General features: G+C 60.1%; 19 protein-coding genes, 1 tRNA gene and 3 pseudogenes. 10 read left to right on the plus strand and 13 right to left on the minus strand.

Annotation, left to right across the window (positions count from 1 at the left end; all coding sequences use genetic code 11):
- Positions 1-6 precede the first annotated feature (6 nt).
- Positions 7-83: transfer RNA gene (locus BQ8794_RS03230), tRNA-Arg, on the plus strand.
- 288 nt (positions 84-371) lie between these two features.
- On the opposite strand, the pseudogene BQ8794_RS36195 reads toward BQ8794_RS03230, so the two are convergent.
- Positions 372-715 (minus strand): annotated as a pseudogene (locus BQ8794_RS36195) (hypothetical protein); the annotation flags it as partial.
- On the opposite strand from BQ8794_RS36195, the gene BQ8794_RS35445 reads away from it, so the two are divergent.
- On the plus strand, positions 695-961 hold the full coding sequence (locus BQ8794_RS35445; protein WP_167378608.1) for a hypothetical protein: 267 nt from the start codon (positions 695-697) through the stop codon (positions 959-961). The pseudogene BQ8794_RS36195 and the gene BQ8794_RS35445 sit on opposite strands and share 21 nt — an antisense overlap.
- A gap of 513 nt (positions 962-1,474) precedes the next feature.
- Here the strand turns inward: BQ8794_RS35445 and BQ8794_RS03245 are convergent.
- Complete coding sequence (locus tag BQ8794_RS03245; RefSeq protein ID WP_077373347.1) at positions 1,475-1,810, minus strand: response regulator transcription factor; 336 nt, start codon at positions 1,808-1,810, stop codon at positions 1,475-1,477.
- Between the two features lie 335 nt (positions 1,811-2,145).
- Positions 2,146-2,604: pseudogene (locus tag BQ8794_RS36200) on the minus strand (sensor histidine kinase); the annotation flags it as partial.
- Between the two features lie 527 nt (positions 2,605-3,131).
- On the opposite strand from BQ8794_RS36200, the gene BQ8794_RS03255 reads away from it, so the two are divergent.
- Positions 3,132-3,956, plus strand: coding sequence for an LssY C-terminal domain-containing protein (locus BQ8794_RS03255; RefSeq protein ID WP_077373022.1), 825 nt, complete (start codon positions 3,132-3,134; stop codon positions 3,954-3,956).
- A gap of 106 nt (positions 3,957-4,062) precedes the next feature.
- A complete protein-coding gene (locus BQ8794_RS03260; RefSeq protein ID WP_077373024.1) occupies positions 4,063-5,145 on the plus strand; it encodes an AI-2E family transporter in 1,083 nt (360 codons plus the stop codon).
- Between the two features lie 314 nt (positions 5,146-5,459).
- Here the strand turns inward: BQ8794_RS03260 and BQ8794_RS03265 are convergent, their stop codons facing one another.
- Complete coding sequence (locus tag BQ8794_RS03265) at positions 5,460-6,263, minus strand: hypothetical protein (protein WP_077373027.1); 804 nt, start codon at positions 6,261-6,263, stop codon at positions 5,460-5,462.
- A gap of 417 nt (positions 6,264-6,680) precedes the next feature.
- Here BQ8794_RS03265 and BQ8794_RS03270 point away from each other — a divergent pair, with 417 nt between their 5' ends.
- The 6 genes from BQ8794_RS03270 (at position 6,681) to BQ8794_RS03295 (ending at position 12,430) form a co-directional block, all read left to right on the plus strand.
- Positions 6,681-8,240, plus strand: a complete 1,560-nt coding sequence (locus tag BQ8794_RS03270; protein WP_244554845.1) for an arylsulfatase — start codon at positions 6,681-6,683, stop codon at positions 8,238-8,240.
- Positions 8,241-8,351: 111 nt separating this feature from the next.
- Entirely contained in the window at positions 8,352-9,362 is a 1,011-nt protein-coding gene (locus tag BQ8794_RS03275; RefSeq protein WP_077373034.1) for an HAD family hydrolase, read from the plus strand.
- A gap of 81 nt (positions 9,363-9,443) precedes the next feature.
- Positions 9,444-10,220 (plus strand): hypothetical protein, encoded by a 777-nt coding sequence (locus BQ8794_RS03280; protein ID WP_077373037.1) that lies wholly within the window; start codon positions 9,444-9,446, stop codon positions 10,218-10,220.
- 88 nt (positions 10,221-10,308) lie between these two features.
- On the plus strand, positions 10,309-10,779 hold the full coding sequence (locus BQ8794_RS03285) for a DUF992 domain-containing protein (RefSeq protein WP_077373039.1): 471 nt from the start codon (positions 10,309-10,311) through the stop codon (positions 10,777-10,779).
- Between the two features lie 516 nt (positions 10,780-11,295).
- Positions 11,296-11,709, plus strand: coding sequence for a hypothetical protein (locus BQ8794_RS03290; RefSeq protein WP_210189806.1), 414 nt, complete (start codon positions 11,296-11,298; stop codon positions 11,707-11,709).
- A gap of 445 nt (positions 11,710-12,154) precedes the next feature.
- Positions 12,155-12,430, plus strand: a complete 276-nt coding sequence (locus tag BQ8794_RS03295) for a hypothetical protein (RefSeq protein ID WP_077373350.1) — start codon at positions 12,155-12,157, stop codon at positions 12,428-12,430.
- Positions 12,431-12,819: 389 nt separating this feature from the next.
- On the opposite strand, the pseudogene BQ8794_RS37250 reads toward BQ8794_RS03295, so the two are convergent.
- The 9 genes and pseudogenes from BQ8794_RS37250 to BQ8794_RS34395 all read right to left on the minus strand — a co-directional run.
- A pseudogene (locus BQ8794_RS37250) lies at positions 12,820-13,233 on the minus strand (transposase); the annotation flags it as partial.
- Between the two features lie 121 nt (positions 13,234-13,354).
- Positions 13,355-13,951 carry a Pycsar system effector family protein gene (locus BQ8794_RS03305; protein WP_244554837.1) on the minus strand — a complete coding sequence of 199 codons (597 nt, stop codon included), beginning with the start codon at positions 13,949-13,951 and terminating at the stop codon, positions 13,355-13,357.
- 13 nt (positions 13,952-13,964) lie between these two features.
- Positions 13,965-17,066, minus strand: a complete 3,102-nt coding sequence (locus BQ8794_RS03310; RefSeq protein WP_077373045.1) for an efflux RND transporter permease subunit — start codon at positions 17,064-17,066, stop codon at positions 13,965-13,967.
- Positions 17,066-18,148, minus strand: coding sequence for an efflux RND transporter periplasmic adaptor subunit (locus tag BQ8794_RS03315; protein WP_077373048.1), 1,083 nt, complete (start codon positions 18,146-18,148; stop codon positions 17,066-17,068). Before BQ8794_RS03315 ends, BQ8794_RS03310 begins: the two co-directional genes overlap by 1 nt.
- A gap of 227 nt (positions 18,149-18,375) precedes the next feature.
- Complete coding sequence (locus BQ8794_RS03320) at positions 18,376-19,203, minus strand: 3-hydroxybutyrate dehydrogenase (protein ID WP_077373051.1); 828 nt, start codon at positions 19,201-19,203, stop codon at positions 18,376-18,378.
- Positions 19,187-19,972 (minus strand): acetoacetate decarboxylase, encoded by a 786-nt coding sequence (locus tag BQ8794_RS03325; RefSeq protein ID WP_077373054.1) that lies wholly within the window; start codon positions 19,970-19,972, stop codon positions 19,187-19,189. Before BQ8794_RS03325 ends, BQ8794_RS03320 begins: the two co-directional genes overlap by 17 nt.
- Positions 19,973-20,060: 88 nt before the next feature.
- Positions 20,061-21,233, minus strand: a complete 1,173-nt coding sequence (locus BQ8794_RS03330) for a patatin-like phospholipase family protein (protein ID WP_077373057.1) — start codon at positions 21,231-21,233, stop codon at positions 20,061-20,063.
- On the minus strand, positions 21,230-21,463 hold the full coding sequence (locus tag BQ8794_RS03335) for a hypothetical protein (protein ID WP_143744449.1): 234 nt from the start codon (positions 21,461-21,463) through the stop codon (positions 21,230-21,232). Before BQ8794_RS03335 ends, BQ8794_RS03330 begins: the two co-directional genes overlap by 4 nt.
- Positions 21,464-21,559: 96 nt before the next feature.
- Positions 21,560-21,802 carry a hypothetical protein gene (locus tag BQ8794_RS34395; protein WP_143744450.1) on the minus strand — a complete coding sequence of 81 codons (243 nt, stop codon included), beginning with the start codon at positions 21,800-21,802 and terminating at the stop codon, positions 21,560-21,562.
- Positions 21,803-22,692: the final 890 nt, after the last annotated feature.

The raw sequence follows: 22,692 nt of genomic DNA on the forward strand, positions 1-22,692 counted from the left end.
CCGCGTGGTCCCGTAGCTCAGTAGGATAGAGCGGCAGATTCCTAATCTGTAGGTCACAGGTTCGATTCCTGTCGGGATCACCAATAAAATCAACGGCTTTAAATGCCACCGCTGCTCTTTTCATGTCGCATCATGTTGCAATTGGCTACCGTTTATTTTCAATGACTTACAGAAGCTGTCGGCAGGTCCATGCGACATGGGCGCGACATGAAACACTTGCAAAAGCCGCGTAGCTGCTTGACGCGACCGGTCAACCCCGGCTTTACCCATAGACCCGCTTTTTCGCACCGCGCCCACCCGGACAAAAGAACTGCGCAGCTCGCTGGTACCGTCAATCGGCCGGTTCGCCCGTTTGCTCGGCCTGCCCCCCTGCCTTCCTGGACGGCATCAAAGATGAAGCCGTCATTGTTGTGGTTGACGCCGAGCGCACGATAGCTGGCAACAGCCGAAAAGCGGTCGTTGATGCGGTAACCAAGTGCGGCTGTGATATCCCAGTCGACATTGGCGCCGCCTGCACCAACCCCAGCCCGTCAGATAGACGTTGGGCGTGAGCGAATAGTTACCACGAACGCCGGCCGGCGCATCGACCCAGGTCGCGCCGTCGCTGGGCGACACTCAGTCAAGGGGACCGCAGTGAAAAATTGATGTCAGTGTTTACAGACCAAGCCCCCATGCCGCCGCCGACGATATCGAGTTGTCCGGCGTCACACTGGAGGGTCGGATTCTACAAGGCGGCTGGGAACGGCTTGTGCAGATAGGCGACGCAACCCAGTTGGGTCGCCTGCGGTTTTCGCGCGTCATCATCGACGGCAGTGATGAAAATGACCGGGCAGGTGTAACCAAGCTCGAAGAACGGGGCTTTCGTACACTGCATGAACCCACGGAAGACCTCCCGGATTTCCGTGGTGCTGTGGTCGCGCGACGATTGGCAGCAAATGATCAACCCCGCGAGAGCCGCTAGATGCGGCTCATCTCGACTTCCCAATCAAGTAACCAATTGCCAAGTTCTCCCCCCTTGATCGTCGCAGATGATGTAAGCTGCCGGCAACCGTTGGGAGGGCGCTTGAAGATGAGACCGGCACTCACTGGATTGTTTGCATTGGGGGTACTCCTCGTGCCTTCGGGTGCGGAAGCAGCAATGCAGTTCCGGTGTAGTTGGGAAGGCAGGATGCCGGTCGCCATCACTGTCGAAGGTGACGCTAATGCCTTGCGTTACTCTCCTTACGATGTGGGCGGCAGCTACTACGACATAGTTGCTACGAGATCAGGGGTTTGGCTATTGCTTGACGAGCCTAAACCCGTGTTAAGCATCCAAATGATATGGCCTGACCCCCCCATTACCGTGGTGTTGGACGCGTCCTTTGACGGTGGTCGCTGTTGGAAGTGACCTTGTGTGCCGGAACGAGCAGGTCGTGCCAACTGAGGACATCCAAGCGGAATTGCCTCAAAGGACATCAAGAACGCCTTCAGCCGTTCAATCGGTTGGCGCCGCTCCCAGTGCCTTGTTGACAGCGTCGATCAACAAGACGGCCGGGAATGGCTTGTGCAGATAGGCGACGCAATCTGCCTGGGCGCCCTGCAGTTCGAGTGCCTTGTCATCAACCGCAGTGATGAAGACAACCGGGAGCTTGGAACCAGCGCTTTTCAATCGGTGCCGTAGTTCGATGCCTGACATGCCGCGAAGATGGATATCGAGCACCAGGCAGCCGATCCGGCTCTTGGTGTCACGGTGGAGAAAGGCTTCGGCCGACGCATATCCCTCCGTCACGAAACCATGTGCGTTCAGTAGTCGCTCGACGCTCCTGCGCATGCTGGGATCGTCTTCCACGACAGCCACGGTGCGTGGGGCACGTTCCAATTTGTGCCTTCCTCAGCCAGCGCAGAAATGCGCACTCCAATCGACCCTATCCTAGGTCCAAGACAGGACCGCGCATATTGTCCTAAGGGGAAGCGCCACCCTTTTGCCTGCGCATGGGCTGAATGCATCCGGGTTTGGAGCTTGGCAGACGTGTCAGAATTTTCGTCGCCCGACCCCTAAGAGGCGACCCGGAAGCCCGAGGCCTACATTACCCGTCCGACCGCTGTGCGAAACGACTTGTCGTCATCGACGATGTGAACGATCGGTTGCATGGGTTCATACGCGATTGACGATCCCCCGATGATGAAAAGATGCCTTGCGTTTGGCTGGAGGCCTCGAGCCATTTCGAGTATTTTCGTGATGTCTAATTCGCTGAAAACCCCGACCACATCGCTGGGTAAGTTCATTTTCGAAACGCTGTCGTAACAGCAAAAGATTATCTTCGCCTCTGGGGCGATCCTGTCGCGATGGTTGACAATGAAGCTGGTCGCTGCCTCGCCGACAGCGATGATCACATCGGGGCGGTGATCCGCGTACTTCTCGGCGAGATATCGCGCCATGCGGTCGATGTGGGGCTTCTCGGGGAATCTGGACAGATCGAGAAATTCCGAGAACAGATCGATCTTGCCTGCTGTCGCTTCCAGCAATCGATTTCCTGCTGTCTCTCCGACAATGACCGTCGCGGGAAGCCTTTCGTCGTAGGGATGGAGGATGAGCACGCGCGGCGACGATCTCCCCCAGCGCAACTGTCTCGCTCAGAAAGATCGCAAACAGAAAAACGAAAAAACTAAGACCGTACTTTGGACGGGGCGACGCGATCGAACCTTCAGATCGCGCACCATTCTGAGCATCCCTTTGCATCCGAAAGCCGGGAACTACTAACAGGTTAGCCAGACAGTGTCATCGGGGGAGCCGCAAATGCGCGCAAGTCCAGCTATAGAAGAGCCTCAAAGTGGTCACCGTTTCACGACAGCGGCAGTTGCTGGCCGCATCGAGCCTTTCGGTGGGTCCGGTGCGCCGTACCGATTTTGCGCGCTGTCGTCTCCTCCCGGGTCAGCTAGTGGTTCCCCAAAGGACAATATCGCTTGGACGAACCTCCCAATAGTTTGACGTCGGGTAATGCGGAATAAGGAAACCGATAGAGAGACTCCCCGATCATCGAAACGGCTGACGCCAACACGCGGAAAAGGGCCAGAAATGATCTGGGCAAGCGGGGCCGCCAGAAGACCCACCCAGGAGAGAGCTCATCCGGCGCTAGACGGGAGAAAGTATTTTGAGATTGCTGACGCGCTTTTGCCAGAGGATCCTGGTTTTCTTTCTGGGCGTAGTCAGCGTTTGGCTGATAGTCTTCGTCGTTTTCGATACTGCGGACCACAGACTTCCATGGCTCCTGGCAGTGAGTCTTACGTACGGCTTGGCCGCCTATGTTATTTTGCCAAACGTGGTCCGAATGGGCCTGAAGGTTCTTCATCGCAAACTCATCCCTAGGTACACAATCACCGGAGATGGTCTGCCCGGCGATCCTGTAAATCTCGTCCTCATCGGCACTCTTCAACAACTCTGCGAAGCCTTTGCAACAGCGGGTTGGTCCACGGCCGACCGTTTGGGAATGGCAAGTTCGTGGCGGATGATACGAGCGTTTCTGCTGAACTCTGCCTATCCCACCGCGCCTTTCAGCACTCTGTATCTCTTTGGGCGACCGCAGGACATTGGGTTCCAGCAGCCCATCGATAACAGCCCGCGCAAGCGCCATCACATCCGTTTTTGGGCTCTCAGCCTCGACCATTCCGGGGAGGATATGAGCGCAGCGAGCTTCTGGTTCAATACGGACAAACCGTCGGCCGACGAGCGCGTACTATGGGTTGGGGCGGGCACCAGAGATACCGGATTTTCTCTGACCTGGCTGACGTTCCAAGTTACACATGCTACCGATTCGGATACGAATGCCGAGCGCGACCACATAGTGGGTGAGTTGAGAGCAAAGCGAGTGATCGGGGATATCGCGTTGCACCAATGTGGTTCACGTTTGCAGACCGGAAAGGTCAATCATTACGTTACCGATGGTGAGATCGCGTTCGCCAGCTTGATAGAAAATTGAAATAGGATCTGTACCATCGCAACTCTCGCTTGGGTTCGAGGATCAGTGCGCTGGGAGGCAGCTAAGCCGGCAGTTGAGCTCGCAACCGAACGAGCGGAGAAACTCGATGAGAATTGCGCAACCAGCCACTTTCTGGATTGTGGTCTCTGTGGTCGCTTTGGTTGCGTTGGTGCTGTTACGCCAAATCCTGCTGCCGTTCGTCGTCGGTGCATTGCTCGCCTATCTGCTCGTTCCGGCAGTCGACTGGTTGGAGCGGTTCGGGATTGGTCGTTCGTTTGCAGCTATGGCCGTTTTTCTGCCGCTGGTTGCGGGTTTTCTCGCCTTCCTCCTGGTGATGCTCCCGGCCATCATCGGCGAGGTCAGATTTTTTGTTGAGGAATTTCCCCGCTACGTCACACGACTCCAGTCGCTGGTGACCGATGCAAGCGGGCCTTGGCTGCACAGTGTCATGGGCGACGAGCTTCATATCGAGCAATCCTCCGCCGATGTCGCGAGGACGATGGGCAGCGCCTGGCTCGATGACTTCCTTCGCTCGCTATGGTCGGGCGGACGGGCCTTGTTCTCCCTTCTCTCGTTGCTCATCGTCACGCCGATCATCGCCATCTATCTCGCAATTGACTGGCAACGAATGATTGCGACGGTCGATGGCTGGCTTCCCCCGGCGCACCGCGACGATATTCGGGCGCTTGGGCGCGAGATCCACGATACGGTCGCCGGCTTCGTGCGTGGGCAGATCGTCATCTGTCTCGTTCTCGCCGCGCTTTATGCGACAGCCCTGAAGGTGACTGGGCTCAACCATGCCATTTTGATCGGCATCGCGGCAGGCCTCATCAGTTTCATACCCTACCTCGGGGCCGCCACCGGTATCTTGGTGTCGGTGTGCGTTGCCATGGCCCAGTTCTGGCCGAATTGGGCACCCGTCGCTGTTGTGGCGGGCATCTTCATCGTCGGAGAAATGCTTGCCGACTATGTGCTGTCGCCGCGCATCATCGGTCGTCGCGTCAAACTCAACCCAGTCTGGATGATGTTTGCGTTGTTCGCCTTTGGATGGCTGTTCGGCTTCATCGGATTGTTGTTGGCGATACCGATCGCTGCATCGTTGGGCGTGGTCCTGCGGTTCGCGAGGCGGCAGTCTCTGGCAGGTTCGGGTCACGGCGCCTCTGACGGGCTGCCTGGCCCGGAAGGATGAAAGGCCGGCTCTGGTCCCGATATACAGCAAGGCGCATCGGCATGTCGCAGTATGCCCTTGTTGCACCACGTCAATGACGGAGGCATCCTCCCCATCGTCAACGCCAAGCGTCCTGTGGAAAGCCGAACCGAACGCTGCTGTGGTCACGCCGTCAGGCAAGTCCGCTCCGCCAAGAGAGACGACATCGAATTCCACCACGGCAGGGACCGCTTAAGGTCAAACCTTGCCATTCGTCTCGTCGATCGGAACGAGCAAGTAGCGCCAGAAGCGAACGATCAACGGCAGACCCTGCAACGTCCGCTTGCACGGCCGCCCTACTTCGGAAACAGCAGCGTAATTCCCGTGCGCACGCCGAAACCGTCCGGTCCGCTGTCAGGGCTTTCCGCCCAATACCGCACGCCTGCGAATAGGCTGATAGGTTGCTTGTCGATGCGTATAAGTTTCGCGACCTGGAAGTTGATCGGAACCGACCACTGGCGCGCTTCCCAATTGTAGGTGCTCTCGGTGTTCAGCGAGAAGGTCCAGGCGTCCTTCGTCGTGTACGAGACGAAGGGCTGCAGGAAGGTGGAATTGACGTCGGCGCCGTCGCCGGCGAACGACCAGATGTGGTTGGCCAGCATGCCGACCGTCCAGGGGCCGATTTGCTTCAGCACAACGGCGGTCGGACCCGCTCCCCATTTTTCGCTGCCGAGCAAGTCGTCGGTCGCCGTCGGAATGAGAAAGGCCGGTCCGACGCCCCAGATGATGCCGTTTGCGGTCGGTTTCTTGGGCGAGAAGAACAGGCTCTGGGTGATGTCGCCAAGGCCGAACTGATTGCCGGAGGGCCCGGCAATATCGTTCTGGTAGGTGATGGGCAGGATGGTGCGCGAGATGAGGTTCCAGTTGTCGTTGAGCGAGAACGGGATGACCGGTTGGATGTTGACATAGCCCTTGTCGCCGTCGTTGGGACCATAGCCCTGGTCCCAGTTGAACTGGAATGGCACGCTGATCAGCGAGGCGATCGGATTGGAGAGCTTCTTGGCGAGATCCTCGGCGTTGTCCTCGGCCTGCGATGGCCCTGCCAAGGCTGCGGTCAGAACAATCGCCGCGGCGGTCGATGCAACGCGAACAGAAATCATACGACACTCCCTGAAGACGTTTCGGTCGATACCGTCGTGCATTCTCCAGGACCCTGCAAGCTACAATCTGGAGCAAGTGATGGCGCAAGTCCGCAGCATGAAGACAGGTCACGACTGACGCACCCGCCAATGCCGGACGCCCCAGGGCGTCCGGTCGTGCGTGAGCCCGGCTGCGCGCCACCCAACAGGCGCACGGTCCGATCGACTTCCCCAAAGGACAATATCATCAAGCGTTGCTCGGATTTACCGTAGCGTCAGCCTTGTGTGCTGACTGATCAAGCAAGGGGCGCACGGGCGCGGAATCGTTCCAATTCGGGCGGTTGCCGAGATTTCCAGCAGGAGGAGCTGAACATGAGACCTGGAATTCCGAGTTACGGCATCGCAACCTGGGTGACCGCAATTGCGCTTTGCGGCGGTATGGCATCGGTTGCCTATGCGCAGGACGCGCAAAAACCGAACATCGTCGTCATCATGGGCGACGACATCGGCATGTGGAACATCGGCGCCTATCACCGCGGCGTGATGGCGGGCCGCACGCCCAACCTCGACAAGATCGCCGCCGAGGGCATGCTCTTCACCGACTACTATGCCGAGGCGAGCTGCACGGCTGGCCGGGCGAACTTTATCACCGGCGAGCTTCCAATTCGCACCGGCATGACCACCGTCGGGCAGGCCGGCGCCACCACCGGTCTGCCGGCCGAAGCGATGACTCTCGCGACTGCCCTGAAGGACATGGGCTACACCACCGGCCAGTTCGGAAAGAACCACCTTGGCGATTTGAACGAGTTCCTGCCGACCGTCCACGGCTTCGACGAGTTCTTCGGTTACCTCTATCACCTCGACGCCATGGAAGACCCTGCACACCCGAACTATCCGCAGGACCTGCTTGACAAGGTGGGGCCGCGCAACATGCTCCACACTTGGGCGACGACGACCGACGACGCGACCGTCGACCCACGCTGGGGCAAGGTCGGCAAGCAGAAGATCGAAGACGCCGGCACTCTTTATCCCGAACGCATGGAAACAGTGGACGACGAGATCCGCGACAAAGCCTTGAAGTTCGTGGAGAAAGCCAAGGCCGACAACAAGCCTTTCTTCTTGTGGCTCAATCCCACGCGCATGCACGTTATCACCCATCTTTCGCCCAAGTATGAAGCATTGCGCAACTCGGAGAACGGCTGGTCGCTGCAGGAAGCCGGCATGGCTCAGCTCGACGATGACGTCGGCCTGGTGATGCAGAAGCTCAAGGACCTTGGCGTTGATGACAACACCATCGTCATGTTCACCACCGACAATGGCACCGAGACCTTCACATGGCCTGATGGCGGCAACACGCCGTACCGGGGGCAGAAGGGCACGATCTACGAAGGCGGCTTCCGTGTGCCGGCCTTCATTCGCTGGCCGGGCAAGATCGCAGCAGGCAAGGTGGAGAACGGCATCATGTCCGGGCTCGACTGGCTGCCTACGTTCGTGGCCGCCGCAGGTAACCCCAACATCAAGGCCGAACTGCTTAAAGGAAAGCAGATCGGCGACCGCACCTACAAGAACTATCTCGACGGCTACAACCAGATGGACCTCATCACCGGCAAGGGTCCGTCTGCCCGGCACGAGATCTTCTACTTCGGCGAAAGCACGCTGGGCGCGGTGCGCATCGATGACTACAAGTACCGCTTCATCGAGCAACCGAACGGCTGGCTTGGAGCCAAGGATCACGTCGACGCACCGTCGATCACCAACCTTCGCCTCGATCCCTTCGAACGTCTGGGCACTCCGGCAAACGGAACGCTGGACGGCGCCCAAGGTTACTTCAACGAATGGTTTATGTACCAGTTCTGGCGCTTCGTGTTTGTTCAGCAGGAAGTGGGCAAGCTGGCCCAGACGGCCATTGAGTTCCCGCCCATGCAGAAGGGCGCGAGCTTCAACCTCGACGCTGTCAAGGCGCAGATCGAGGCGGCAAGGGCAGCATTGGTCAAGTAACGGGATGACTCGTGGCGGGCGGCTCGCAAGGGGCGCCCGCCGGTTCCACGGCCACGAGCCGGTCGTCGTAGACCCCGATACGAATCGAGATTTACAAGAAAGGAGCGCGATATGTTCGTGAAGCATGATCTTCTCAGACTGACCCGTCGTGCCATTCTCGCGGCCGCTGCTTTGCTCGTCGCTCCCGCGGCCGCCCTTGCCCAGTCCGACCCGCTGCCGTCTTGGAACGACACCGCGCCGAAGGCTGCGATCGTCGAGTTCGTCGAGAAGGTGAGCAAGGAGGGTTCGCCGGACTTCGTGCCGGAGCCCGAACGCATCGCGGTGTTCGACAATGACGGCACGCTGTGGGTCGAACATCCGATGTATGTGCAACTCGCCTTCGCGCTCGACCGTGTAAAAGCCGAGGCGCCAAGTCATCCCGAATGGGCGACCACCCAGCCGTTTCAGGCCGTGCTCGAAGGCGACATGAAGGCGCTTACGGCCGCCGGCGAAAAGGGCCTGCTCGAACTCATCATGGCGACCCACGCCGGCATGACCACCGAACAGTTCCAGAAGATCGTAACCGACTGGATAGCCACCGCGCGCGACCCGCGCTTCAAAAAGCCTTATACCGAGTTGGTCTATCAGCCGATGCTAGAACTTCTCGCCTATCTGCGCGCCAACGGCTTCAAAACCTTCATCGTTTCCGGCGGCGGCATCGAATTCATGCGACCCTGGACGGAAAAGGTCTATGGCATTCCGGCGGAGCAGGTGGTGGGGTCGTCGATCAAGACGCAATTCGAAATGAAGGACGGCGCGCCGAACCTGTTTCGGTTGCCTCAGGTCAACTTCATCGACGACAAGAGCGGCAAGCCGGTCGGCATCCAGGAGCATATCGGCCGCAGGCCAATCGCCGCGTTCGGCAACTCGGACGGCGATCTGGAAATGCTGCAGTGGACGACGCTCACCGACGGCGCACGTTTCGGCCTGATCGTTCATCACACCGATGCTGAGCGCGAATATGCCTACGACCGCGACACTGATTTCGGCCGCCTCGACCTCGCACTCGATGCCGCGGCGATCAACCACTGGACGGTGGTGAGCATGAAGACCGACTGGAAACAGATTTTTCCAGAGAAGTAGAACCATGGTTTCGGGGTTCGATCAGGGTGGAAAACGAAGCAAGTACAGTACCGGCAAACTCAAACGCGAAGGACAACTGCAATGAATAGGATTCGCATCACGAGCCTGATGGCTTTTGCTGGAGGTTTGGCCGTGGCAGCCACCGGGGCAATGGCCCAGGACGCCGCCAAGAAGCCGCATGTGCCGCTCGAAAAGACTATCGGCGAGGTCAAGGCGACCGGCCCGGTGCCATCGCTCGCCGTCGTCAACTCGGAGGGCGCCAAGCTGGAGGGCGGCAAATTGGTCCTGACAGGCGTAGCCAAGAATGCGATTGTATTCGCCGACCGGCCGGTCCGGGCCGCAGGGCATGTCACCACCGAGCAATTCATCATGCAGTGGGATGAAGGCAAGGACAACTTTGCCATCGACCCCCCGAATGCGACCGTCTCGGTGCTCGGCGGCGAAGGATCGGATGTAAGCGATGTTGTCGTGACCCTGAAAACTCCGAAGCTGGAAGGAACAACGCTGACGTTCGACGTCGCCGTCCTGGAAGGAAATCTGGATGGCGCCGCTGGGCCGGCGGCGGTTTTCATCGACAACTTTGGCGGCTTCCACGGCGGTGGCTTCCACGGCAGCTTCGCGCATGTCGGTGATGCCAGCTTCGCCCATGTCGGCGGATGGCATGGTGGCGGCTATGGCGGCGGGTGGCATGGCGGCGGCTATTGGCACGCTCCGGTTTACCACGGGGCCTGGTATGGCGGCGCCGGCGTTGCAGCAGGGGTGGTGGCCGGCGCTGCCATTGGAGCCGCCGCGACCGCTCCATACCGCTACGGCTATGGGGACCAATGCGGATACTACCCCTATCCGCCGTGCTACTAGGAGGAAATGGCACTTCCAACATTTGGTGGCTCGCTCCCAGGGAGCGGCCATCGCGAGAAGCGACATCAATTCAAAGGGAGATATGACAATGGCCTACTTCCGCAGCGCTTGTTTTGCGCTCATCGTAGTACTGATCCCACTCGGTGCGACTGCCCAGAACTCGACGCAGGTCGGCACACTGTCGTGCGACGTGTCACGCGGCATCGGCATGTTCGTGGTCGAAAAGCAAAAACTTGCCTGCGTTTTCAAAGACCAGAGCGGCAAGGTCGAAAGCTATGCTGGTTCAATTGATCAGTTCGGCGTGGCGCTCGGCGAGGTTGCGGATGGGCATTTGATCTGGGGCGTGGCGGCGGCGACAAGCGGCCTTCCGGCCGGCGCCCTGGCGGGCACCTATGCCGGTGTGGGCGCCAACGCCTCGTTCGGCGCCGGCGCTGGCGCCAATATTCTCGTCGGCGGCAGCGACCGCTCGCTCTCCTTGCAGCCGATCTCCGTCGAGGGTCAGCAAGGTATCAACATAGCGGGTGGTGTCACCACCGTCACCTTGACGGCGACTGATTGAGGAACGACTGGTCGCGCAACGCTGGGGGCCGCAGAGGACGCGGGCCCTAGGCTGAGCGCGCGCCCATTGAGGCATGAGATTTTCGCGAAGGGCCTCGCGCACGCACTGCGAGCGGACCCTATTGCTAACTTACCCCTGGATGAAAAAGTACCAGGCTGGCTGGTTGAAGAAGTCGCAGAGCGGTTCTGTTCAGAATATTCTGCCCCAAAGGGCAATACCGCCAACACTTTTTTGATGCCAGCTTTGACAGTACCGCTTGGCATGGCAGGCGTGAACAAGAGATGGGAAGCTCGTCATCAGTGGTAATCATGGTAGTGATCGCCGGCACGGAGTGCAGCAAACGGGCAGACGGATGAAACGGCGCGACCTATTGCTCAGCGGCTGTTCGTTGCTGGTAGCATCAATGCTGCCGGCCGTGCCAAAAGCTCTGGCTCAGACTTCGAAAAGCCCAACATCCTCGTCATCTGGGGCGATGACATCGGCATTGAAAATATCAGTGCCTATAACCTCGGCCTGATGGGCTACAAAACGCCGAGCATCGACCGCATAGCCAAGGAAGGCGCTCTCTTCACTGACGCCTACGCTGTGCGCTGGAACGACTGGAAGGTTTCGTTTGCCGTCGTGAATGGCAACATTGCCACCGGCACTCGCGATGTGCCAGGCTGGCCTGAGATCGTCAATCTCCGGGCCGACCCCTACGAGAAGGCACCGCGGGAATCAGGCCTCTATCTGCGCTGGTATGCCGATAACATCTGGCTCTTCGTGCCCGTTCAGCAGAAGCTCAAAACCTTCCTCATGATGCTGCCGCAGTTTCCCTTCCAGGAGGGGAGCAGCTTGAACGCGGCGGGTATCAACTACAACTCGCTGGCGGCGATGGAGGCGATGAAACGCCTGCAACAATTGGAAAGCCTTTCGCCACCGGCAAACTAATCGGCTCCGGGTTCCGGCGAGGCTATGAATGCCAGCGATCTTCCGAGAACCATGGTGTCCGCTGGCGAATTACGCCTCGTCAAGACTCAGCGCCAGCGTGAAACGCGTCAGTATTCTTCAGCGCAGGGTGCAACGCGATCACCAGAGACCGATTGGGACGGGCCTCATCCGCGAAACCGCTCAGTGCGCCAGACGGTTCTCCCGTCGACCTTTATCGGTTTGTGGATCATCAGGCGCTTGGGCAGGTGCTCGGGATGGACCTCGATCGAGGGCGTGACGGTGGCGCTTCCGGCTGCCGGTAATTGGGCGACGAGACTCCACTGCAAGTTCCCTAAAGGACAATATCGCGGAGCCAAGTGCTCTCCTATGGTTGACCTGGGATAGGCCCGACCCGTGCCGATCCCGCACGAGCACGAAATCAAAGCAACCAAGAGAGGAAATGACCATGAACATCAAGATGCTTTGCACGGGCGCGATGGCGCTTTCGATGATGACCGGCGCCGCACTTGCCGAGCACGGCGGCGCCCTCGACGAGCCGACGAAAATGGCGCCCTTCTACACCGCTGCCGACATGAAGACCTTAAAATCGGAAGCCGACTTCAAGGCCGCTTGGGAGGGGTTGAAAGACGAGGATCGCGCCACGATAAAGCAGGAATGCGGCGGCATAGCCAGTGATGACCAGGGGCATGGCGCCTTCTGCACGATGGTTGGCCACCAGTAAACGCTGCCGGTTTGGTGAAGGAGATGGCGGGCAGCGTTGCCTGCCATTTTTCCGTGACCGGATTTTTTCCCTCTGCGCTCATGAGATTACTGGCGGGCGCGTTGATCCGGGTGACATTGCGGCTAACTAAACGACGCTTTCAGATCGGCCCCCGAAACTTCCGCTAAGCGCCCATGGGCTGCCGTCGGACCAACTTTGCCGAACGGCAGCTGTGGTGAAGGTTTTTCGATGCGGGCCGCGGCGTGACGGTGCGGGCTGGATCGACATCGGCCCGCGTTGAAAAACCTCCCAAGGAGGAAGCCGCGGGGTGCTGGGTGGAGCCTATGGGGAAAGCGCGGGGCTGGCGGTGAGCGGCGGGCACGACAGCAGCAATCGGGGTGGCCCAAAAGCTACCGATGATGTGATGAAGGTTGGGTCTTGAGGCCATCTGCCGTTGTGTCTCGGCGATTTTGCCGTGTTCGGCAAAGGCTGGCGCAAACCGACGTTATCCCGCTTGGCGTTTCATCCTGCGAGGGGGCTTTCTCACCGAGCAGTTTCCTGATTTTTGCGACATTGGCCTTGCGGCCTGCTGCGGCCAGCAGGCCGTAATGGCGGATGCGGTGGAACCCGTCGGGCAGCACGTGGATCAGGAAGCGGCGGATGAACTCGTCGGTGGCCAGCCGCATGACCTTGTGACGGTCATCATTCCTGATCCGGTAATCCTTCCAGCGGAAGGTGACAGTCTCGGCATTGGCGCTGATCAGGCGGCTGTTCGAGATCGCCACGCGATGGGTGTAGCGGCTGAGATAGGCCATGCCGTTCGTGGCCCTTCTTGTGGATGCCGCGGATCAGATGTCCCCTTGCCTTAGGAGCGGGACTTTCCGCGTGCAAAGCTCGAAGTGGACTCCGACAATTCTCTTCGACCTCGTCCCGCTACACTTTTTCTCACTGGACGACGGCAACGCTGCGCAAGAACTGCTCGCCTCCCAGCAGGATGAAAGACACGACGGTCATCATAAGGCCGCGTTGAAAGCGCGCCTGCTTGATGGTCCTGACGCGAGAGGTCTTCAGCAATTCGGCGGCAAGGACCGAGGTCCAATCTGACTTTAGGGCCTGGTGGACCAGGTCACGTACATTGGCGAAGGAGTCCGGACCGACATAATACACCGGTGGGACCTTGGAACCATGAGACGTCTTGCCATTGAATTCCCTCTCCGCGCGTGTCCGACTCGGATAGAGCACTTGGCCGAACTGAAGGATTGGCATGATGACGATTCCCCAAACGACCGCATAGAACAGCGGCCCGATCGGCGCATGCGTCGGCAAAAGATCGCCGAAGCGCAGCACAAGGTTTAGGGCGAGGATGTAACCCACGCCAACGATTTGCGCCTTGTTGTCGTAGGAGCGCGTCACAGTTTGTGCTTCCTGAAGCGCGGCGAGCAACATCTTGTCAGCGTAGTCGCGTGTGGTCTCACCGGGTCCGGCGTACATCGTGGCATCCGGCGAAACAAAGCGATCAAAGAGGGATGGCGTCTCAGACATGGCTGTATCCCCGTCAGTGCTGCGGCGCCAAGGCGGGGGCCGGCAGCATCTCAGGTTCAGGCGCTGCGTTCGTTTCATCCTTCTCCCGAATGCCGTTGACGGCGACGTAGAGGGCCGGGAGGAAGACGAGCGTCAGCACCGTTGCGACGGCAAGCCCGCCGACAATGGCGTAGGCCATCGGTCCCCAGAACACGTCGTGCATGATGGGGATCATGCCAAGGATAGCCGCAGCCGCGGTCAGCATGATCGGCCGGAACCTGTGCGTGGTCGCATCGATCACCGCCTTCCAGGGATCGATGCCGCGGCCCCGCTCATGCTCGATTTGATCGACGAGGATCACGGAGTTGCGGATGATCATCCCTGCAAGTGCGATGATCCCGAGGATGGCGATGAAGCCCATCGGCGTGCTTGTGGTCAGCAGCGCGATGGCGACCCCGATGAGGCCCAGCGGCGCCACGCTGATCACCATCGCCATCCGGCGGAAGCTGCCTAACTGCACGATGAGTACGGTAAGCATTAGCGTGATCATCAGCGGAAACTGGGCCAGCAGGGCGGCGTTGCTCTGGCCGCTCTTCTCGACCGTGCCGCCGGTTTCCAGCAAGGTGCCCGCCGGCAGCGACTTGGTGTACTCTTCGATCGCGCCCGCGAGTCGCTCGTGAACGGAGGCGGGCTGCTGCCCCGGCAGCGGTTCCGCCTGAACTGTGATGGTGGGCAGGCGGTCGCGACGCCAGACATAGCCCTCGTCGAGATCGTACTGGAACTCGGCAAGCTCGCGCAGGGGCACCGAGGCACCCGTCGCGGTGGGGATCTGAAGGTTGCGCAAGGCCTCAACGCTTGAGCGCTCGCTGTTCTCGGCCCGGGCAACGACATCGACCAGATAGATCGAGTCGCGAAGCTGAGTGACCGTCGAGCCAGTGAGCACGCGGTCGAGCGCCTGAGCGAGTTGTTCGGAGCTTAGGCCGGCCTGTCGCACGCGATCCTGATCGACGACTATGCGCAGCTCCTTGCTCTTCTCGGCCCAGTCGTAGTTGACATTGCGCACGAGTCCGGATGACCGCAGCACCTTTGCGAGTTCCTCCGCGTGCTCCCTCGCCTCGTTGACTGTCGGCGCGCTCACCTGGTATTGCACCGGCCAGCCGACGGGCGGGCCGAGCTCCAGGCGCGAGATGCGGGCCTTCACGTCCGGGAAGCTATCTGCAAATAGCGTCTCGAGCCTCGCCAGAACGCGGTCCCGCGCCTCGAGGTCCTTCGCGACGACCACGGTCTCCGCCATGAAGTCGTTGTCGAGCTGAACGTCGAGCGGCAGGTAGAAGCGGATGGCGCCGCCGCCCACATAGGAGGAGAAGCCGGCGATGTCGGGGTCGTTCGCGAGCGCCTCTTCGAGCCGCTTAGTCTCAGTCTCGGTCGCCGCGATCGAGGCATTCTTCGGCAGCGTCATCGATACGACAAGCTCGGGCCGGTTCGACGCCGGGAAGAACTGCTGCTGCACGAAACCCATGCCGTAGAGGGCGGCACCGAAGGCGGCAAGCGAGGCGGCGATGGTAAGCCAGCGGTGCCGCATACTGAAGCCGAGCAAGCCAATGAAAGCGCGCATGAAGCGGCGAGGCCCATGAGCGCCGTGCGCTTTCATTTGGGAGGGCAGCAAGGAAAGCCCGATCACCGGCGTAAAGAGAACCGCTACGAACCACGAAGCAACGAGCGCCGCTGCGACGACTGCGAACAGCGAAAAAGTATACTGCCCGGTATTGTTGTCAGCGAAGCCGATCGGCAGGAAGCCCAGGATCGTGACCAGCGTTCCTGTCAGCATGGGAAAAGCCGTGGACGTGTAGGCGAACGTGGCTGCCTTCAGCTTTTCCATGCCCTCCTCGATCTTGGAGATCATCATTTCGATAGTTATCATCGCGTCATCGACGAGAAGACCGAGCGCGATGATGAGCGCGCCGAGCGAAATACGCTGAAGGCTGATGCCCATCGCCTCCATAAAGATGAACACGATGGCGAGAACCAAGGGGATCGAGAGGGCAACCACGAGCCCGGCCCTGAAGCCCAGGCTGAGAAAGCTGACAGCGAGCACGATGACGATCGCCTCGAACAGCGCCTTGGTGAATTCACCGATGGCTTCGCGCACAACCTCGGGTTGGTCCGAAACCAGGTTGAGCTTAATGCCGACGGGGAAGCCCTGCATCAGGCGCTCGGCCGCCTCGTGCAGACCTTCGCCAAAATCCAGGTTGTTGCCGCCTTCGCGCATGTTCACGCCGATGCCGATGGCCGGCTTGCCGTTGACGCGGAACATCTTCGTGGGCGGGTCGCTGTAGCCGCGCTGAATCTTGGCGATGTCAGTCAGTTTGTAGAAGCGCCCATCGATCCAGAGATTGAGGCCGGCAACGTTCTCGGGCTTTAGAAGGGAGCCGGTAACGTCAACAAGCATGTTCTCGTGCGGCGTGTTGATGACGCCGGAGGGCACAACCGCGTTCTGCCGCGCGATCGCCGTCAGCACTTCGTCGAGGCTGAGCTTAAGATTGGCGAGCTTCTGGGGTGAGAAGCTGAGATAGACCTTCTCGTCCTGGTCGCCAAAAATCTCGACCTTGCCGACATCGGACGAACGCAGGAACTCGGTCCGCGCCGTCTCGGCGAAGTCGCGCGCCTGGCGCGGCGTGAAGCCGTCGTAGGTGATCCCGTAGATGATGCCGAAAACGTCGCCAAACTCGTCGTTGAAGAAGGGGCCGACCACGCCAGGGGGAAGCGTCGCCTGGACGTCACTGACTTTCTTGCGGACCTGGTACCAGATGTCGTCGAGCTCGCGCTTGGGCGTCGACTCCTTGAGGTAAACGAAAATAGTCGCCTGGCCGGGTTTGGTGTAGCTCTTGATATAATCGAGCTTGGGAGTCTCCTCGAGCTTCTTCTCGAGCCTGTCGGTCACCTGTGTGAGCATATCGGCCGCGGTGGCCCCGGGCCAAACCGCCTGGACCACCATGGTTTGCACGGTGAAATCCGGATCCTCCTGCCGGCCGAGCCTCTCGTAAGCGCTGATGCCCCCGATGACGCAGACGAGCATGAGGAATACGACGATGGCCCGGTTGTGGACGGCCCATTCCGAAAGATTGAAGCGCGTCATCACTCGACCTCCGTCTCAGCGTTCACCAACTCACCGTCTGCCAGCGAATTGACGCCGGCGGTCACGACCTTCTCTCCTGCCGTCAGCCCGTGGCTGACGACGACGGAGTCTGTATCGAATTGAAGCAGCTGGACGTTCCGGCGCTGCACCTTGCCGTCGCCGCCAATCACCCAGACCTGCGGCTCGTCTCCGGACTGCAGCAGCGCGGTCGGGGGTAGCGTGGTGACCTCCTGGCCTCCTTCGCTTTCGACGCGACCTACGACGACTGCGCCCAGCCGCATCTCTGGCGGCGGCGAAGCCAGCGCCACCTTCACCTGATAGGTGCCGGTCGTGCTGTCGGCCTCGGGGGAAATCTCGCGGATCGCGCCGGTGACAGCGATGTCCGGCCGGCCCTGGATCGAAACGTTCACCGCCATGCCGAGCTTTGCCCCGGCGATGTCTTCGCCGGCGACAGCGAAGACCGCCTCGCGCGCGTCATTGCGGGACATCTGGACGACCATCTGGCCCGCGGCCACGACCTGACCTGGGTCCGCGCCAGTCGCCGTCACGATGCCGTCGTCGGGCGCAAGCAGCTGCGTGTACCCGAGTTGGTTTTCAACGATACGGAGATTGGCTCCGGCCGCCTGGACGGCAGCTTGTGCGCTCTGCAACGACCTCAGCACCTCATCGTACTGAGAACGTGTGGTAAAGCCCTTGCCGAGCAGAATACGGAAGCGTTCCTCCTGGGCCACGACCTGGACGAGCGTGGCCTTGGCCGCCGAGAGATCGGCCTCTGCGGCGGTCACCTTGTTGCGGTAGTCGACGGCGCTGAGCTCCGCGAGCTTCTGGCCCTTCTTGACGGTTGCGCCCACGTCGACATCGCGCGAGATTACTCGGCCGCCGACTTCGAAGCCGACCTCGCTGACATAACGCGACTGGACGCGACCGGCGCCCTCCGCCACCGTGGCTAGCTTGTGAGGCGTCACCACCATGATACGCGCCTGCCGCGGCGCTGCTGCTGCTGTCTTCTCCTCTTCGGAACAACCGGCAAGACAAAGCCCGGCGAGACAGACACAAAAGAATTTGCCGTACGATAGGCGCATGAAAGCCTCCGCTCGAAAGGATCGAGGTTGCAGGGAACTGATGATTGAAGAGGAACTCCGGCCTAGCGGCCGAGGCTCAATCTCATTTTGAACTTGTACGTCAAACCGACTACATAGTCAATATGAGAATTGTGCAATTATGCAATGCAAAAAAGTACTGCAATTGACGCGGTTGATCGCGGATGAAGAGGAGATCGCGCGCGATAAGACGCGCGTCTCCGAACCCGCTACTGCATGAACCATCCATGGCTGACCACCATCGACTGGCCGGTCAGCGCGTTCGATGGGAAGGCTGCCAGGAACAGCGCTGCTTCCGCAACGTCCTGGACGGTCGTGAACTCGCCGTCGACCGTCTCCTTCAACATCACGGCCTTGATCACGTCCGCCTCGGAGATCCCAAGCTCGCGCGCCTGCTCTGGAATCTGTTTGTCGACCAGCGGCGTGCGCACAAAGCCGGGGCAGATCACGTTGGCGCGAACTCCGTGGGCGGCACCTTCCTTGGCCACGACCTTCGCCAGGCCGATCAGGCCGTGCTTGGCGGTGACGTAGGGCGCCTTGAGCGGTGAAGCCTCCTTGGAGTGCACGGATCCCATGTAGATGATGCTGCCGCTGTTCTGACGGTACATCTGCCGCAAGGCGGCGCGGGTCGTCAGGAAGGCGCCGTCCAGGTGGATGGAAAGCATCTTTTTCCATTTGTCAAAATCGAAGTCGACAAGCGGCGCTACGATCTGGATGCCGGCGTTGCTGACCAGGATATCGAGACGCCCGAAGGTTTCGATCGCCTGCGCCATTCCACTTTCCACCTGCTCTTCGTTGCTGACATCCATGCCGACGCCGAGCGCACATTCGCCTCTCGGATCGATCTCGGATGCCGCCTTTCGGGCCGCGTGCTGATCAAGATCCGCGATGACCACCTTTGCTCCCTCGCGGGCGAAGCTGAGCGCAATCTCCTTGCCGATGCCGCTCGCGGCTCCGGTGATCACTGCCACCTTGTTGAGGAGCCGGCCTGCGGCTCCGTCGGCGTGCTTCGATAAGATCTCATTCTGCAAGTTCATGGATTCTTCCTTTCCGATAGCGAGGCTCGGCTTCCGCGAGGTAGTCGTGGACGACCTTCCCGAGCGCGAGCGTGAGATCGGCGACGATGTGAACCGCCGAAACGACTTCCAGCACCGGCAGCTCGGCGACTGGGGCCAGCGCGTGTGACCAGAGGTTCAGGGCTGCCGGGCCGGTCCAGGCGCCCTGCAGATTGATTTCCTCCAATTGGTATTCCACGAGTTCGCAGATGCGCGGCGTGCCGTCGACATGCGGGATGATTTTGAGGAGGAAGTTCGGTTCGGCAAGCGACGCCTTCACGCTCGCGAGGTCCGCGGCTCGGTGCTTGTAGCCCATGGTGCCCGTCGCGACGCGGACCGGTCCATAATCGAGCGTGCCCACCAAAGTGTCGGTCTCGGTCCGAAAAGTCGGACTCGCAAGCTTCTTCGGAAAGCCCCAAAGCTCGCGTCCGCCGGCAATCGGCGGGTGGTCGTTGAGAAACATGCAGTGGGTGTAGCTGCCCTTGCGGCCACGGAAGGAGACAGGAATAACCTGTCCGCTTTCCGTGTAATCACCGAAGCCGGTCGAGTCCGGCATGCGAATGAACTCGAATTTGACGAGAGGTTCGGACACCAGAAGCGGCTCCGGCACGAGGTCGCGCAGCTTTTGCGGATCGGTCCGATAGGTGATGATCAGATATTCGCGGTTTCGGAAGCGATATGGGCCGGCCGGATAGGCCGGGCTGGTCAGGGGCATGGCGAAAGCGCTCGCCCGGACTGAGTCTTGGTGCATGGATGAAGTTCCTTTGGATTGAGCGGCTCAATTGCGTTCAGGCGGCCGCGAGGGGGGCGTCAGTCGTGCCTTTTGCGGTGGCTGACCTCTATTCTCGCCCGTCGACGGCAAGGTCATACGTGCTAACCCCGTCCAGATTGTCCGGCCGCGCTAGTGCCTCAGGATGCCGTAACGTGCGCACGGCATCGAAGTAACCTGCCCGCCAATGCTCCTCCATGGACAGCCGCGAGAACTCGTAATCCTTCGAGTGGGTTTCATACTGCTTAGAGCAGTAGATCAGATGGACCAGCTTGTAGACCTTGTGGTCCGCAATTGAGCTCAGCATTCTCGCCTCCTCGCTACCCAAAAGGTCCACGGGCAGTTTTGCCAGAAGGTTCGCGAGCGTGTGCCGGGCGCGCTGGTACTGCTTGAACTGCTCAGTATGGGCGCGCGTTCGGCTCGAATACTGGATTTCCTTTTGCCGCGCCGCGACGTCGGCCAGATTTCGGGGAAGCTCGCCGCGCTCGCTCCAGAGGTCGACCTGGAAGGCAATCGTGTCCTGCCGCGTCCCGTGCTCGACGACCCACTGCAACGGCGTGTTGGAAACGAGGCCGCCGTCCCAGTAGAACTCACCCTCGATCTCGACCGCAGGGAAACCGGGCGGAAGCGAGCCGCTGGCCATCACGTGCTCGGGCCGGATCGTATGCGTCTCATTATCGAAGTAGACGAGATTTCCTGTCCGCACGTTCACGGCGCCGACACTGAAACGCATGCCGCCGGCGTTGATCCGGTCGAAGTCCACAAGCCGCTCCAGAGTACTCTTGAGGCGGTTGGTTTCGTAAAAGCTTGTGCTTTCAATTGAGCCATTCGGATACAGCCAGGGAACGGGCTGTCGGAGGCTGAAGAAGCCTGGGGCACCGGCGACGAGCGCGGAGGCTGCACTGAATTGATTGAAGAGTGTGCGCGGCAGATTGCCCTTCGGTGCGAGAGCGTCTGCGGCGGCAGTCCAGTCGAGAAGCGGATTGGCAGTGATCTCCCGCCAGAAGGTCCGCAGCTTCGCAACCCGTTCGGCTGGCTCGTTTCCAGCGATGATCGCGGAGTTGATGGCACCAATGGACACACCGGCAACCCAATCTGGATGAATGTTGGTCTCCGCAAGGGCTTCGTAGACGCCGGCCTGGTAGGCTCCAAGTGCCCCGCCGCCTTGCAACACCAACGCAATGCATTCGAAAGGGAGACGCCGTTCTACCGTTCGCAAATCCTTCTGGGACTGAAAGTTCATCGAATGCTTTCCTTCTCACCGAGCGTGACCTCGCGGCCCTTTGCCGTCCGCATGGGGACAGGAAAGCTGACATACATCGGGTCCTGGCTGACGATCGTCGCCAGCGTGCCGGAGTTCGGCCCGACCACGTTGCCGACAGTTGCCGACCGGGAAGGTGCCGGCTTCGCCGGAACCACCAGCAACGCAATAAGCCCGAAACTCGCACCTCGAGAGGTGATAGGGCTGCACATGCTATCTCCAGGTCGCCGACAGCTGAGGGCTGCCATCGTGATCTCCATCAGTTCGAGCCATCTAATCCGGCTTCCGTTTCAAATTGGACTTTTACGTCAAATCGACAATTTAGTCAATATGAGCATCACGCAACTGTACGATGCAGAAAGCATGCCGAATATTGGGTTCGGCCTGGCAGCACGGCGGACACAAAGTAGCCCAAGCCCCCTCAGCGAGCGGGGGATGAACGCTGGCCATTGTGCGGCCTTGCGCTCTTGTGCTGCCTTGACCTCTTGTGCGGCCTTCCATTGGCGCAGATTGACTAGCTGCACGCGCCGCGGATCTTTTGCGTAGCTCATCTTCCCATCCTTCCGGCAGCCCCGAGACGCTGCATGCCCTGCTTGGGCCCAATCGTTGACGTCCACACTTCGCCCGGCGTCATGGCGCCCGGCTCTAGATCATGCGAAGGGCGAGGCCGGCACCAAGCGCGACGCAAGCAGCGCCCGCCGCGCGCACCAGCCCCCGCAAACCCGAACCCACAGCAAACGCGGCGGCAATGCCGAGAGCGTGCAGCAGTGCAGTCCACACTGCGAGCCGGCCATGTACTCCAGCCCGCCGATTCCGCCCATGATCTCCGTTCCGGGCGCAGTCCATGCAGAATGTTTGTAGATATAACCGCTCCAGCATGTAACTAGCTCCGTCCTTCGGCTTGAAATACTACGTATCGCCGAGGCTCAATACCATTGTCACGTTGGTCAACTGCTCTAATGGAAAACGAAAGAGCGCATCACGCGAACATTCGAGCGCACTGCCGAACTTATACTTCTGTATACCGAGACTAACCGCCTACTTCGTGCGAGCGGCGTCGCCGTCAGCGCAGGCCCGCCGCTATCGGACGGATAGAGGTCGGATTTCGCCTGCATATTTTGCAGGAGGAGCGACAGACCTTCATTGCCAAGCGCGCGATTGCTGTCCACCCATCCGGCTCGTCATCACGCTAGATTGAGCGCGATCCACCTACCCGGTTCAAGGCGAACTTCATGAGGCAACCTACGCGGCGCGCCTTCGTCCTCCTGCCGGCATTGCAAACCGGAGCAATTGCAGGGATATCGTGGACCGGTCGCCTAAGGGCCTTCTACTCGGGTAACGGTGCCGTACACTTGGTCCAGGAAGATAGAACCGGAAGCGGCAACGGACCCATACGAAGCGCCAGACTTCGCGTATCCGCCAGGGATGGGCCGCAGTTGCG

Source organism: Mesorhizobium prunaredense, assembly GCF_900156895.1.
Lineage (GTDB): Bacteria > Pseudomonadota > Alphaproteobacteria > Rhizobiales > Rhizobiaceae > Mesorhizobium > Mesorhizobium prunaredense.